10 protein-coding genes are annotated in these 14480 nt (G+C 67.9%); 2 read left to right on the forward strand and 8 right to left on the reverse strand.

The features are described 5' to 3' along the window. The 8 genes from JYA52_RS08355 to glmS all read right to left on the reverse strand — a co-directional run. On the reverse strand, window positions 1-466 hold a 466-nt coding region (locus JYA52_RS08355), incomplete at its 3' end, for an inositol-3-phosphate synthase (RefSeq protein WP_504739509.1). 242 nt (window positions 467-708) lie between these two features. Next, the gene (gene mgrA, locus JYA52_RS08360; RefSeq protein ID WP_205652742.1) at window positions 709-1749 is read right to left on the reverse strand and encodes an L-glyceraldehyde 3-phosphate reductase; all 1041 of its coding nucleotides are present in this window, start codon (window positions 1747-1749) and stop codon (window positions 709-711) included. Between the two features lie 86 nt (window positions 1750-1835). Then, a complete protein-coding gene (gene treZ, locus JYA52_RS08365) occupies window positions 1836-3626 on the reverse strand; it encodes a malto-oligosyltrehalose trehalohydrolase (protein ID WP_205652743.1) in 1791 nt (596 codons plus the stop codon). Then, window positions 3623-5950, reverse strand: coding sequence for a malto-oligosyltrehalose synthase (treY, locus tag JYA52_RS08370; protein ID WP_205652744.1), 2328 nt, complete (start codon window positions 5948-5950; stop codon window positions 3623-3625). Before treY ends, treZ begins: the two co-directional genes overlap by 4 nt. After that, a complete protein-coding gene (gene glgX / locus JYA52_RS08375; protein ID WP_240460112.1) occupies window positions 5947-8394 on the reverse strand; it encodes a glycogen debranching protein GlgX in 2448 nt (815 codons plus the stop codon). The genes treY and glgX overlap by 4 nt, the downstream gene beginning before the upstream one ends. 72 nt (window positions 8395-8466) lie before the next feature. Beyond that, entirely contained in the window at window positions 8467-10038 is a 1572-nt protein-coding gene (locus JYA52_RS08380) for an NAD(P)H-hydrate epimerase (protein ID WP_205652745.1), read from the reverse strand. A 43-nt stretch (window positions 10039-10081) separates the two neighbouring features. Beyond that, complete coding sequence (locus tag JYA52_RS08385) at window positions 10082-10429, reverse strand: holo-ACP synthase (protein WP_018776647.1); 348 nt, start codon at window positions 10427-10429, stop codon at window positions 10082-10084. A gap of 4 nt (window positions 10430-10433) precedes the next feature. Continuing rightward, complete coding sequence (gene glmS / locus JYA52_RS08390) at window positions 10434-12326, reverse strand: glutamine--fructose-6-phosphate transaminase (isomerizing) (protein ID WP_205652746.1); 1893 nt, start codon at window positions 12324-12326, stop codon at window positions 10434-10436. 179 nt (window positions 12327-12505) lie between these two features. On the opposite strand from glmS, the gene coaA reads away from it, so the two are divergent. Both coaA and JYA52_RS08400 read left to right on the forward strand, forming a co-directional pair. Beyond that, a complete protein-coding gene (gene coaA / locus JYA52_RS08395) occupies window positions 12506-13471 on the forward strand; it encodes a type I pantothenate kinase (RefSeq protein WP_205652747.1) in 966 nt (321 codons plus the stop codon). A 5-nt stretch (window positions 13472-13476) separates the two neighbouring features. Beyond that, window positions 13477-14454, forward strand: coding sequence for a M15 family metallopeptidase (locus tag JYA52_RS08400; protein WP_205652748.1), 978 nt, complete (start codon window positions 13477-13479; stop codon window positions 14452-14454). Window positions 14455-14480: the final 26 nt, after the last annotated feature.

The raw sequence follows: 14480 nt of genomic DNA on the forward strand, positions 1-14480 counted from the left end.
CCCCGGCATCGATCGCGCACTGGGCGTAGAACTCCGCCGCTTCCTGCGAGCCGACCGGCAGGTAGCAGACCATCACGTCAACCTCGGCGTCCTTCAGGGCCTGGACGACGTCGACCGGCTCCTTGGTGGACTGCTCGATGGTCTCCAGGTAATACCGGCCCAACCCGTCCAGGGTGTGCCCGCGCTGCACCGTCACTCCGGTCGGCGGCACGTCGGCGATCTTGATGGTGTTGTTCTCGCTGGCCAGGATGGCGTCGGCCAGGTCCACGCCGACCTTCTTGCCGTCCACATCGAAGGCGGCGACGAACTTCACGTCGTTGACGTGGTACTTGCCGAACTCCACGTGCATCAGACCCGGGATCGTGGCCTGGGGGTCGGCATCCCGGTAATAGTGGACACCCTGGACCAGCGATGCGGCGCAGTTGCCCACACCGACGATAGCGACACGAATCGGATTGGAAGACACGGAACTCCTTAGGGAACAAACTTCAGGTGCCCTGCGCGTCTGTACCCTGCTGTACGACGGCGTCTGACGGACACGGCGCCACGCGGCGCGCTTATCAGTCTAACTAAACCACGCCGGAGCCGCTGCTATTCCCGCCGGCTCCAGCCCGTTCGTTACTTCGGGGCACAGCGGGACTTGGGGGCCACGGCACTGCCGGGCCGGCGGCACTGCCGGGCCCGAGGGCCCGGCAGTGAAGTAGTGGCTCAGACCCTCTGTGCCCAGAGGTTGATGTCCGATTCGACGGCGAACTCATCGATGGCGGTCAGCTCCCCGGCGCTGAACTCGAGGTTGTTAATGGCCGCGAGGGTGTTTTCGAGCTGGGCCACGCTGGACGCGCCGACGAGGGCTGAGGTCACCGGGGAGCCCTTGGGCTGGTCGCGCAGGATCCACGCGATGGCCATCTGCGCCAAGGACTGGCCTCGGTCTGCAGCGATTCCGTTGAGCCCGCGGATGCGCTCCAGCTTGTCCTGTGTGATGGCCGATTCGGAGAGGAACCGGTCCTTGGCCGCACGGGAATCGGACGGGATGCCGTGCAGGTAGCGGTCTGTCAGCATGCCCTGGGCCAGCGGGGAGAAGGCAATGGAGCCGGCGCCCACCTGGTCGAGTGCCTCGTACAGGTTGGGGCTGCCGTCCTCGGTCCAGCGGTTCAGCATGGAGTAGCTGGGCTGGTGAATGAGCAGCGGCGTCCCGAGGTCCTTGAGGATCCGGGCTGCCTCCAGCGTCTGCTCGGGGGTGTAGGAGGAGATGCCGGCGTAGAGGGCCTTGCCGGAGCGTACGGCGTGGTCCAGCGCGCCCATCGTTTCCTCCAGCGGAGTTTCGGGGTCGGGGCGGTGGCTGTAGAAGATGTCCACGTAGTCCAGTCCCATGCGCTGCAGGGACTGGTCCAAGCTGGACAGCAGGTACTTGCGGGAGCCCCACTCACCGTACGGGCCGGGCCACATGTAGTAGCCGGCCTTGGTGGCGATGACCAGCTCATCGCGGTAGGGCCTGAAGTCCTCGCGCAGGTGCCGGCCGAAGTTGGCCTCCGCCGATCCGTCCGGAGGGCCGTAGTTGTTGGCGAGGTCGAAGTGGTTCACGCCAAGGTCGAAGGCACGACGCAGGATGGCGCGCTGTTCGTCAAAGCGCTTGTCGTCGCCGAAGTTGTGCCAGAGGCCGAGCGAGATGGCCGGTAGCTTGAGGCCGCTGCGTCCGACACGGCGGTATGGCATGGTTTCATAGCGGTTGTCTGCAGCCAAATAAGTCATACGTACCATCCTGCCAGCCAGCGGGGTGCGCCGGGGCCGGTGTCCACCATCCGGTCAGGATGACGGACACCGGCCCCGGCAGCCCATCAGTCCCCGAGAACGGCTGCGCTCAGCCCCGGCAGTTCCACCTTGCCGCCCTCAATGCGGACGGCATCATCGGTGGCCAGGAGCAGCTCGGCGCCGGCGCGGTCCAGGGTGACCGCCTGCTCGGCGAAGTTCAGCAGGACCTGCACGCCGCCGCGCCGGAAGCGCAGCCAGCGGGCGTCGTCGTCGAACTCCGCTTCCGTATCCTCGAAGCCCAGGGCGGTGAGGTCCGGCGTGGAACGCCGCAGGAGGATGAGCGCCCGGTACAGTTCCAGCAACCGGGCGTGGTCGCCCTCGGAGGCTTCCGCCCAGTCCAGCTTGGAGCGCGTGAACGTTGCCGGATCCTGGGGATCGGGCACGACGGCGGGGTCCCACCCCATGCGTTCGAACTCCCTGATCCGGCCTTCCGCGGTGGCCTTGCCAAGCTCGGGCTCCGGATGCGAGGTGAAGAACTGCCAGGGCGTGGAGGCGCCGTATTCCTCCCCCATGAACAGCATGGGCGTGAACGGACCGGTCAGGGTCAGCACGGCCGCGAGCGCCAGGCTGCCGTACGGCAGTGACTGCGACAGCCGGTCACCGGTGGCCCGGTTGCCGATCTGGTCATGGTTCTGCGAGCAGACCACCAGTGCCGCCGGGTGGACGGCGCCGGCGTCTATCGGTCGGCCGTGGCGTCGTCCGCGGAAGCTGGAGTAGCTGCCGTCGTGGAAGAACCCGTCCCGCAGCACCTTGGCGAGGGCACCCAGCGAGTCGAAGTCACTGTAGTACCCGGTGGTTTCCCCGCTGACGCTGACGTGCACGGCATGGTGGAAGTCATCGCTCCACTGGCCGGCAAGGCCGTAGCCGTTGACATTCCGGGGGTACAGCAGCCGCGGGTTGTTAAGGTCCGACTCTGCGATCAGGGTCAGCGGACGGCCGACCTCGGCAGAGATGTCGTCTGCCAGCGCACCGAACTCTTCCAGGATGTGCACGGCCCGTTCGTCCTTCAGTGCGTGCACGGCGTCCAGGCGGAGTCCGTCCACCCGGTAGTCGCGCAGCCACATGGCGACGTTGTCGAGGATGTACCGGCGGACGTGGTCCGAGCCCGGCCCGTCCAGGTTGACGGAGTCGCCCCAGGTGTTGCCCTCGCCGTGCTTGAGGTACGGCCCGAACCGGGGCAGGTAGTTTCCGCTCGGCCCGAGGTGGTTGTAGACCACGTCCTGGATGACGCCGATCCCCGCGGCGTGGGCGGCGTCCACGAACCGCTGGTACGCGGCCGGCCCGCCGTAGCCCTCGTGGACGGCGAACCACTGCACGCCGTCGTAGCCCCAGTTGTGCGTGCCGTTGAAGGCGTTCACGGGCAGCAGTTCCACGTAGTCGATTCCCAGCCCGGCCAGATAGTCCAGCTTTGCGGCGGCGGCGTCGAGCGTCCCTTCCGGCGTAAAGGTTCCAAGGTGGAGCTCGTAGATCACGGCGCGCTGGAGCGCCCTGCCCTGCCACCCGGTGTCCTGCCACTGGTAGGTGCCGGGATCGAACGTGCGGGACAGGGCGTGGACGCCTTCCGGCTGGCGGCGGGTCCGCGGATCAGGCAGCGGCGTTTCGTCGCCGTCGAGCAGGTATCCGTAGTCGACCTCGCCGGCAGCGGGAGCCTCCGTGGCGGTCCACCAGCCGTCATCCTCGGGCCCGGTGCCGGGCCGCCGGACCATCGGGTAGCGCTCCCCGCCGGCCAGCAGCGTCACGGACCCTGCCTCGGGTGCCCAGATGTCGAACCGCTGCGGTCCTTGCACGGGTTTGGCCGCGTAATTCTGTTGCGTCATGACTTTCCTCCTGTCTCAGGCACCAGCAGCGCCACCGGGTAGGCACGGAAAATATCCGCAAGCGCCGCGGGCCCGGGGCCGAAGCCGGCACCGGTCAGTTCATCCTTCATGGCGGTCTCAAGCTCGACGGCGGTGTCCCGCCAGCCGCCCGACTGTTCCAGTCCGAACGGCAGCCGGGTGGCCAGGGTCACCGCGCCGGGCGCTCCCCCGGCTCCGCGGTCGAAGCCCAGCAGGTGTGCGGCGGCGGGGCCGGTCGCCTGCACGGGACGGTATCCGGCGAACAGCTCCTGCCGGTTGCGCCGCAGCCGCAGGGCACGGGAGGTCACCAGCAGCTTGACCCGCTCGTCGGTGAATGACGCTGGCCGTTCGCCGGCGTCCAGCTGTTCCAGGGCCCGCTTCCGGTCCGGGAAGCTGAACGGGCGGCGGTTGTCCGGGTCGGTCAGCGACCGGTCCCAGAACTCGGTGCCCTGATACACGTCGGGCACGCCCGGCATGGTCAGCTGCACCAGCTTTGCCGAGAGCGAGTTCGACGCGCCATAGGGTGCCAGGAGGTCCACGAGGGCTTCCAGTTCGGCACGGACCTCGGGATTGTCGAATGCGGAGTCGACGGCGGCGGCCAGCTTCTCTTCGAACGCGGGGTCGGGGTCGGTCCAGGTGGTGGAGCTGCTGGCCTCGCGGGCGGCCTTGAGCGCGTAGGACTGGAGGCGCTCCCGCTCCGCCGGCCACGCGCCGGCAATGGCCTGCCACAGCAGGACCGACAGCGGCCCGTCAGGCAGCGGCGCCAAGGCATTCAGCCGGTCAAGAGCCTTCTCCCATTCGGACGCTGCTTCGGAGATGACCGAGATCCGCGCCCGGGTATCCTCGCTCCGTTTCGTGTCGTGCGTGCTGAGCGTGGTCATGGAGAGCGGCAGCTCCGCCTGGCGGCGGGACATCCGGCGGTGGAATTCCTCCGGGTCGAGCGAGAACTCCGTGGGGTCCGCGCCGACTTCCGTGAGCGTGCCGAGCCTGTTGTAACGGAAGAACGCGGTGTCCTCCACGCCCTTGGCCATGACCATTCCCGAGGTCTGCTGGAACCTCCGGGCGAGCTCAAGGTCCGTGTCCTGCAGCAGCGGGTGCAGGACTCGGATGGCCTCGTCCAGTTCCGGACGCCAGCGCGCGGCGAGCTCGCAGGCTTCCTTCAGGACTTCCCCGCCCGTGGGCAGGTAGGTGCGGTAGACCGGGAACGCCGCGATGATTTCCGCAATCGCATCGGCCGCCGCTTCGGGGGAGATGCCTGAACCGTCCGGCACCAGCCGGGCGAGCCGCAGGACCTCGGAGTGAAGGATGCCGTCGGTGATCCGGCGCTTCGTTCCGCGGATCATCTGCTGGTAGTCGGCAGGTTCGCCGCCGCGCAGCCGGGCGTCGACCCGGTCGAGCACGTCGCGACCCTGCGGATCGACGAAGATGCGGTCGACGTCGGCGAGGGCGTCGTAGCCGGTGGTCCCTTCGCATTCGAAGCTGGCCGGCAGCTGCTCCCCCGGTTCGAGGATTTTTTCGACCAGCAGGTATGCCCCGCCGGTCACCTCCCGGAGGCGCTTCAGGTAGCCCTCCGGGTCGGCGAGGCCGTCCGGGTGGTCGATCCGCAGTCCGTCCGCAAGTCCCTCACGGAACCAGCGCACCACTTCCTCATGGGCCTTGTCGAAGACGGACGGCCGTTCCACGCGGACACCGGCCAGCGTGTTCACTGCGAAGAAGCGGCGGTAGTTCAGCTCGTTGTCGGCACGCCGCCAGCCCATGAGTTCGTAATGCTGCCTGGCGTGCACATCCCGGGGCGAATCACCCTCGGTGTAGCTGCCCTCGGCCAGCGGAAAGCGGTGATCGTAGTAGCGCAGTTCACCGTCCTTAACCTCGAGCTGGTCGAGGTCGTCGTCGCTGCCCAGGACCGGAATCCGGATGCGGCCGCCGGCGAGGTCCCAGTCGACGTCGAAGGCCTCCGCGTAGGGGGACCCGCGGCCCTCCTTGAGCAGCGACCACCACCACGGGTTCTGCGCCGGCGTGGCCACGCCCACATGGTTGGGCACGATGTCGATCAGGACACCCATGCCGGCAGCACGGGCCGCCTTGGAAACGGCGGCCAGGCCCTCGGGGCCGCCGCGCTCCGGGTCCACCACGGACGGATCCGTGACGTCATAGCCGTGGTCGGAACCGCTCTCGGCCTTGAGCACCGGCGAGAGGTAGATCCAGTCGACGCCCAGGGAGTGCAGATACGGCACGGTTTCGGCCGCATCAAACAGGGTGAACCCTTGCCTGATCTGCAGCCGGTAGGTGGAGACGGGCGTCCTCATGCGCCCTCCCCTGCCGGCTTGCCTGCCTTCGGCTTCCCGGACCGCTTCCCGGCATGCCCTCCTGCGGGCTTCCCGGGATGCTTCCCCGCGGGCTTTTCCGCAGGCTTTTCAGCCGGCGCTTCCGCCGCCTTTTCGGCCGGCGCGTCCGCAGGCTTGTCCGCTGGCTTGTCCGCTGGCTTGTCGTCGGCGGCTTCCTCCGGGTCGGGCTCCGGTGCGGCCTTCTTGGTCTTGCTCGGCTCCGGTACGGCCGGGGCCGTAAGGGCCGCCGTCTCGGTGGTTGCCGTCTGCGTCAGGGCCGCCAGGGAGGCCGCAACGGAGTGGTCGGGCTCCTCCTCCGGGGCACTGTGGGCGCGCAGCACCACGAGTGATTTCGCCGCGACGGACAGCCTGCCGCCGGCCACCACGGGCTCGGAATCGGCACCCGCACCGGCGGTGTCGATGATCGTGTCCCAAGCCGGAGCGTATTCGTCCGAAGGCAGCTTGAATTCGACGTCGCCATCGTGGGCGTTGAAGTAGAGCACGAAGTTGACGTCCTGAATGCGTCGCCCGCGGCTGTCCTTCCCCTGGATGCCGTCACCATTGAGGAAGACGCCCACGGACCTGCCGAAGCCGCTGTCCCAGTCCTCCGGCTGCATGGTGCTGCCGTCCGGGTCCAGCCATACGATGTCCGGCAGCCGTTCGCCTTCGCCCCGGTGGACAGGCCTGCCGTCGAAGAAGCGGCTGCGCCTGAACGTGGGGTGCTTGGCCCGCAGCGAGTTGACGGCCGCTGTGAACTCAATCAGCGGCTGGTCAACGTTGTCCCAGTTGATCCACGTCAGTTCCGAATCCTGGCAGTAGCCGTTGTTGTTGCCCTTCTGGGTGCGGCCCAGTTCGTCTCCGTGGAGCAGCATGGGCACGCCTTGGGAAAGCAACAGCGAAGCGATGAAGTTGCGCTGCTGGCGCGCCCTCAGCCCCAGGACCTTGGCGTCGTCCGTGGGTCCCTCCGCGCCGCAGTTCCAGGAGCGGTTGTGGGACTCGCCGTCGTTGTTGCCTTCGCCGTTGGCCTCGTTGTGCTTCTCGTTGTAGGACACCAGGTCAGCCAGCGTGAAGCCATCGTGGGCCGTGACGAAGTTGATGGAGGCCACGGGGCGGCGGCCGGAGTGCTCGTAGAGGTCCGCCGAGCCCGTGATGCGCGAGGCGAACTCGCCCAGCGTTGCCGGCTCGCCGCGCCAGAAGTCACGGACGGTGTCGCGGTACTTCCCGTTCCATTCCGTCCACTGCGGCGGGAAGTTGCCCACCTGGTAGCCGCCGGGTCCAACGTCCCACGGCTCCGCGATCAGCTTGACCTGGGAGACCACCGGGTCCTGCTGGATGAGTTCGAAGAAGGTGGAGAGCTTGTCGACGTCGTAGAACTCGCGGGCCAGGGTGGAGGCGAGGTCGAAGCGGAAGCCGTCCACGTGCATTTCGGTCACCCAGTAGCGCAGGGAGTCCATGAGCAGCTGCAGGGAGTGCGGCTGGCGGACGTTCAGCGAGTTGCCGGTGCCGGTGTAGTCCATATAGTGCTGGAGATCCCCCTCCATCAGCCGGTAGTAGGCCTGGTTGTCGATGCCCTTGAAGGAGAGGGTGGGGCCGAGGTGGTTGCCCTCTGCTGTGTGGTTGTACACCACGTCAAGGATGACCTCGATGCCTGCGCGGTGCAGCGACCGGACCATGGCCTTGAAGTCCTGGACCTGCTGGCCGGTGTCGCCGGTGGAGCTGTAGCTGTTGTGCGGGGCGAAGAACCCGATGGTGTTGTAGCCCCAGTAGTTGCTGAGCCCCTTGTCCTCCAGGATGCCGTCGTTGACGAACTGGTGCACCGGCATGAGTTCGATCGCCGTGATGCCCAGTTTCTGCAGGTGCGAGATGACGGAGGGGTGTGCCACGCCGGCGTAGGTGCCGCGCTGCTCCTCCGGGATCTCGGGATGGAGCTGTGTGAGGCCCTTGACGTGGGCTTCATAGATGACGGACTGGTGGTACGGAATGCGCGGGAGGTGGTCGCCGTCCCAGTCGAAGAACGGATTGATGACCACGCCCATCGTCATGTGCGGCGCGGAGTCCTGGTCATTCCGGGAAGTGGGGTCGCCCATGTTGTAGGAGAAGAGGGCGGGGTCCCAGTCGATCTGGCCGTGCACTGCCTTGGCGTACGGGTCCAGGAGGAGCTTGTTCGGGTTGAAGCGGTTTCCGGAGGAGGGGTCGTACGGGCCGTGGACGCGGTAGCCGTACTTCTGTCCGGGCTGCACGTGCGGCAGGTAACAGTGCCACACATACCCGTCCACTTCCGCGACGTCGACCCTGGTCTCCTTTCCGTCTTCGTCGAAGAGGCACAGTTCGACCTTGTCTGCCCTTTCGCTGAACAATGCGAAGTTGGTTCCGGTTCCGTCGAAGGTGGCGCCAAGGGGGTACGCCGATCCGGGCCAGATTTCCATTCGTGCTCCTATTACGTTGTCCAACATTGCCTCCGGCGAGTGTGTGCTGCACCACTCGCGAGGAACTTGGTTTTACCGTAGCCGGTGGGAGCGACTATTACGCTCCCACGGCCGCTGATTGCTAAGCGCACTTACTTTATCCCAGATTCCGGGGATGGCCTCCGCGACGCGGCCCGCGGTCAGCGGCGCGCCGTTCGAGGCGGCTGCCCCGGCCCGCGCATGAAGGCTCGCCGCCATGGCGGCAATGGCCGCCCAGCGCTCGTCCGGATCGATGCCCGCCGCCCGGAAGCGCCCGACGTCGGACCCCACCTGGGCGAGCAGCGCACCGATCACGCCGGCCAGCACATCACCGCTGCCGGCGGTGGCCAGCCAGGGTGTGCCGTCGGACTGGCTGTAGAAGTCCTGGTACGGCGAGGCCACCAGGGTGGTGGCCCCCTTCAGCAGCACGGTGGCCTCCGTCAGGCCTGCGGCCTGGCGGGCCGCGGCGAGGGTTGCGGCTTCCACGGCCTCGCGGTCCATGCCGGCGCCGAGGCGCTGCAGCAGGGTGGCCAGTTCGCCGGCGTGCGGGGTCAGGACCACCTGCGGGGCCAGGACGTCCGGCAGGGCCGGCAGCGCGCCGGCGTCGGCCACGGTGGGCAGCCCGGAGTCGGCGGCGTCGCGGACGTGCTGCATCTGTTCGTCATCGGCGCCGTCCATGCCGGATCCCACGAGCCACGCCTGGACGTGAGTGTCGGCGACTGTTCCGGTGCTGCACACCACCTCCGGGCAGCTTTGCCTGATGAGGTCGGCGACGTCCGGCGGACCGAGGTAGCGCACCATGCCGACACCGGCGGCGAGTGCCCCGCGGCAGGCGAGCACCGCGGCTCCCGGGTACGCTGCGGACCCTGCCACCACTCCGAGGACGCCCCGGGAGTACTTGTGGGAGCGGCGTGAGGGGCTGGGGAGCAGCGTGGCGAGGTCGGAGGCTTCGAGCCGCCGCAGCGCAGGCCAGGGCAGCCCGTCCTCGATCCCGATTGGAACCACGTGGACCGTGCCGGCGTAGTCGGCGCCCGGGTCGGCCAGCAGGCCGGCCTTGGCGCCGCCGAAGGTGACGGTGAGATCGGCGAACAGCACGGGGCCCGCCGTTTCACCGGTGTCGGAGTTCAGCCCGCTGGGGACATCGCAGGCCACGGCCAGGCGGGGCGGCCGTTGAGCAAGCAAGGACACGAGGGCGGCGGCGCTGCCGCGCAGCCCGCCCTGGGCGCCGGTGCCCAGCAGGGCATCAATGACGACGTCGGCCCGGCCGGCCAGCGCTGCCAGGTCAGGGGCGTTGGCTTCGGTCAGGTGGACCACCCGGCCGCCGGCCCGTTCGAAGGCTGCGAGGGCGTCGGGGTGGGCGCTGTCCGCGGCGAGGACCGCCGTCGTCCGCATTCCCCGTCCCGCGAGGTGCGCGGCCGCGAAGAGGCCGTCCCCGCCGTTGTTGCCCTTGCCGGTCAGCACGACGACGCTGCAGCCGTAGAGCCGGGAGCCCCGGGTCCGCAGCTCCGAGACCACCGCGTGGGCAAGGCCGTGGGCTGCCCGCTGCATGAGAACAGCGCCCATACCTGAATCCAGCAGGGGCTTTTCAGCCTCCCGTATCTGGGTTCCGGTATAGGCGCTGATCATCAGTCCAGTCCGTTCGCGGTGCTGTTCCGTCGGGCGGCCAGGGTCAGCCCTCGGCCAGGACGGTTGCGGTGGCGATGCCGCCGTCGTGGCTCATGGACAGATGCCAGCGTTTGACGCCCTTGGCCTCGGCCACGGCCAGCACCGTCCCCTTGACCTGGATCGTGGGGCCGTTCTGGTCCAGTCCGATCCAGCAGTCCTGCCAGTTCATGCCCGCCGGCGCCCCGAGGACCTTGGCCACAGCCTCCTTGGCGGCAAAGCGCGCCGCAAGGGAGCGGGTGTTCAGTTCCCGTTCGGCCGGAACGAACAGCCGGTCGCGCAGTCCCGGGGTGCGCTCCAGCTGGCGGCCGAACCGTTCAATGTCCACGACGTCTACGCCGATGCCAACAATCATGGGCTTACTCTACGGTGACGCTCTTGGCCAGGTTGCGTGGCTGGTCCACGTCGAATCCCTTGGCGGCGGCAAGTTCACACGCGAAGATCTGCAGCGGCACCGTGGTCAGCAGCGGCATCAGCAGGACGGGAGTCTCCGGCACGTAGAAGACGTGCTCGGCGTAGTCCCGGACCGCCTCGTCGCCTTCCTCGGCGATCACCAGCGTGCGGGCACCGCGGGCGCGGATCTCCTGGATGTTGGACACCACCTTGGAGTGCAGCGAGTCCCGGCCACGCGGCGAGGGCACCACCACGAAGACCGGCTGGCCTTCCTCGATCAGCGCGATGGGGCCGTGCTTCAGCTCACCGGCCGCGAAGCCCTCGGCGTGGAGGTAGGCAATTTCCTTCAGCTTCAGCGCACCCTCGAGGGCCACGGGGTAGCCCACGTGGCGGCCCAGGAACAGCACGGACTTCTCGTCCTTCATGCTGCGGGCGAGGTCGCGCAGTTCACCGGCATTGTCGAGGATCTTCTGGATCTTCGCCGGGATCTTGCCCAGGTCAGCCAACACGTCCTTGATCTGGCCGGAGAAGATGTTCCCGCGCAGCTGCGCCAGGTACAGGCCCAGCAGGTACGCGGCCGTGATCTGGGCCAGGAACGCCTTCGTGGACGCCACCGCGATCTCCGGACCGGCGTGTGTGTACAGCACGGCGTCGGATTCACGCGGAATGGTGGACCCGTTGGTGTTGCAGATCGACACCGTGATGGCGCCCTGCTCCCGGGCGTACCGCACGGCCATGAGCGTGTCCATCGTTTCGCCCGACTGGCTGATGGAGACCACCAGGGTGTTCGGGCCAACGATCGGGTCGCGGTAGCGGAACTCGTGGGCGAGCTCCACCTCGGTGGGGATCCGGCACCAGTTCTCGATGGCGTACTTGGCAACCATGCCGGCGTACGCGGCGGTGCCGCAGGCCAGCACGATGATCTTGTCGACCTTCTTCAGCAGCGCCGGATCGATGCGCAGCTCATCCAGGGTCAGCTTGCCGTTCAGGTCCGAACGGCCCAGCAGCGTCTGCGCCACGGCATCGGGCTGGTCATGGATTTCCTTCTCCATGAAGGAGGCGAAGCCGCCCTTCTCGGCAGAGGCCGGGTCCCAGTCAACGTGGTATTCCTTGCCCTCGGCCGGGGCACCGTAGAAGTCCGTGATCTCCACAGTGTCAGCGGTGATCGTCACGATCTGGTCCTGGCCCAGCTCCACCGCACGGCGGGTGTAATCAATGAACCCGGAGACATCCGAGCCCAGGAAATTCTCCCCCTCGCCCAGACCCACCACGAGCGGCGAGTTCCGGCGTGCGGCCACCACGACGTCCGGCTGGTCCGCGTGCACGGCCAGCAGCGTGAACGCGCCCTCCAGGCGCTGGCAGGCCAGCTGCATCGCGGTGGTCAGGCCGCCGTCGGACACGTCACCATTAAGCTTGTTCCGGAAGATGTCCCCCAGCAGCGCAGCCGCCACCTCAGTATCGGTCTCCGACTCGAAGACCACACCCTTGGCCAGCAGTTCCTGCTTCAGCTCGGCAAAGTTTTCGATGATGCCGTTGTGGATCACGGCCAGCTTCCCGCCATCGGACAGGTGCGGGTGCGCGTTCTGGTCCGTCGGGCCGCCATGAGTGGCCCAGCGGGTGTGTCCGATACCGGTCAGCGACGCCGGCAGCGGACGCGCCTCCAGCTCAGCGAGCAGATTGCTCAGCTTCCCGGACTTCTTCCGCGAGAAAATCTCCCCGTCGGCCACCACGGCCACACCGGCGGAGTCATACCCCCGATACTCCAGACGGCGCAGACCCTCAAGAACAACATCCAGCGCACCATGCCCGGCATCAGCCCGGCCAGACGTACGCCCTACATAACCCACGATTCCACACATGGGTATAGCCTAACCGGCTTCGAAGAGAACCGACGTCGGATGACCTCCGGCAGGGCGTGCGGCGGTGGCCGCAAAAGCGGTCGATGGAACGCCTGCAAGGGCACGAAGGGGCCCGTCATCAGGGGCTTTACGGCGCCCCGCATTTCGCTCTCGGCGTTGCGAGGGGCAGAATCTCTAGGGTGACTTCGCAACGCAATGAAGCGAACGGGGAAGGTGTCTCGCCGTTCGTGGAGCTGGACCGGCAGACCTGGTCCCGGCTCGCAGCCCAGATGGAACAGCCCCTTAATGAAGAGGATGTGCTGCGCCTCCGTGGGCTCGGCGATCCCCTGGACATCGATGAGGTCCGGGAGGTTTACCTGCCGCTGTCACGCCTGCTGCACCTATACGTCGAAGCTGCCGGCCAGCTGCATGCAGCCACCACCACGTTCCTGGGCGAACAGACCCAGCGGACGCCTTTCGTCATCGGCGTCGCGGGATCGGTGGCCGTGGGCAAGTCCACCATCGCCCGCGTGCTGCGCGAGATGCTCCGGCGCTGGCCCGGGACGCCCAACGTTGAGCTGATCACCACGGATGGGTTCCTGTACCCGCTCGCCGAGCTCAAGCGCCGGCAGCTGCTCGAACGCAAGGGCTTCCCGGAATCCTATGACCGCCGGGCGCTGCTGCGGTTCGTCAGCGAGATCAAGGGCGGGGCGGAGGAAGTCCGGGCGCCGTGGTATTCGCATGTCACCTATGACATTGTTCCCGGCAAGGAAGTGGTGGTCCGCCGCCCGGATGTCCTCATTGTTGAGGGGCTGAACGTCCTGGCGCCGGCGAGGCCGCGGCATGACGGCCGCCAGGGGTTGGCGCTGAGCGACTTCTTCGACTTCTCCATCTATGTGGACGCCAAGACCTCCTACATCGAGGAGTGGTACGTGGACCGGTTCCGCAAGCTCCGCTCCACGGCGTTCGCGCAGCCCGAGTCGTACTTCCACCGCTATGCGACACTCTCGGACGACGAAGCGGAAAGCACAGCGCGGGATATCTGGAAGCGCATTAACGAACCGAACCTGGAGGAGAATGTGCTGCCCACGAGGGGCCGGGCGCAGCTTGTTCTCACCAAGGAAGCGGACCATTCCGTCCGCCGGATGCTGCTGAGGAAGGTCTAGCACAGGTGTGCTACGACTGCTCCCCCGGGCCGGAGCGTCCGGCAGATAACCTCGTTTCCGCACCCAGCCGGCGCGTCATTGCACGGCTGCTTTTCGCCGGTGCGGGGCTGTCGGCGCTGGCCGCCTGCACTCCGGCAGGTCCCCAGCCTTCGCCCGCCACCACGACGGGTACGACGCCGGCACTGCCGACGGCGTCCGGGTCGCCGGGCGCTTCGTCCGGCACGGTGTCACCGACCGGGTCCACCCCCGCGGCACCGACCGCAACCGCGTCCGCACCGCCGTCGACCCCTGCCACCGGCTCCGCGACAGCACCGCCGTCGGCTGCCACCACCCCGACCGGAGCGCCCGCAGCGCCGTCGGCTGCTGCCCGCCTCCCCCGGCAGTACTCGCTGACCGACCCGGCCAGCCCCTGGCTGGTGGTCAACAAGCGGCGCCCACTGAAGCCTGCCAACTACGTCCCGCGCGACCTTGTGCAGCCGAAAGTTGCCCTCGCCGTATCCGGCGAGGCGGCGCTGCTGAACCGCACGACGGCGGCTGCCGCGGAACGGATGTTCGCCGCAGCAGCGGCGGACGGCGTCATGATGATGCTGGCCAGCGGCTACCGTTCCTACGCCACGCAGGTGGCGACGTACAACGGCCATGTCAGTGCGCGCGGACAGGCGGCCGCCGATACCGCGTCAGCCCGGCCGGGCCATTCCGAGCACCAGACCGGCTGGGCGTTCGACATCGGCGACGGCGGCGGGGCCTGCAGTTTCCAGCCGTGCTTTGCCGGGCAGCCCGCCGCAGTGTGGGCCAAGGCGAACGCGTACCGGTTCGGCTTCGTGGTGCGTTACCCGTGGATGCTGCACCCCATTACGGGTTACTACTACGAGTCCTGGCACCTGCGGTACATCGGGGTGGAGGCGGCCGCAGACATGCGGAAGCGCGGGATCGCCACACTCGAGGAGTACTTCGGGCTGGAAGCGGCGCCGGGATACCCTTAGCCGTGACACGCCGGCCGGGGCCCGTG

Origin of the sequence: Arthrobacter pascens (assembly GCF_017052465.1) — a bacterium.
Classification (GTDB): domain Bacteria; phylum Actinomycetota; class Actinomycetes; order Actinomycetales; family Micrococcaceae; genus Arthrobacter; species Arthrobacter pascens.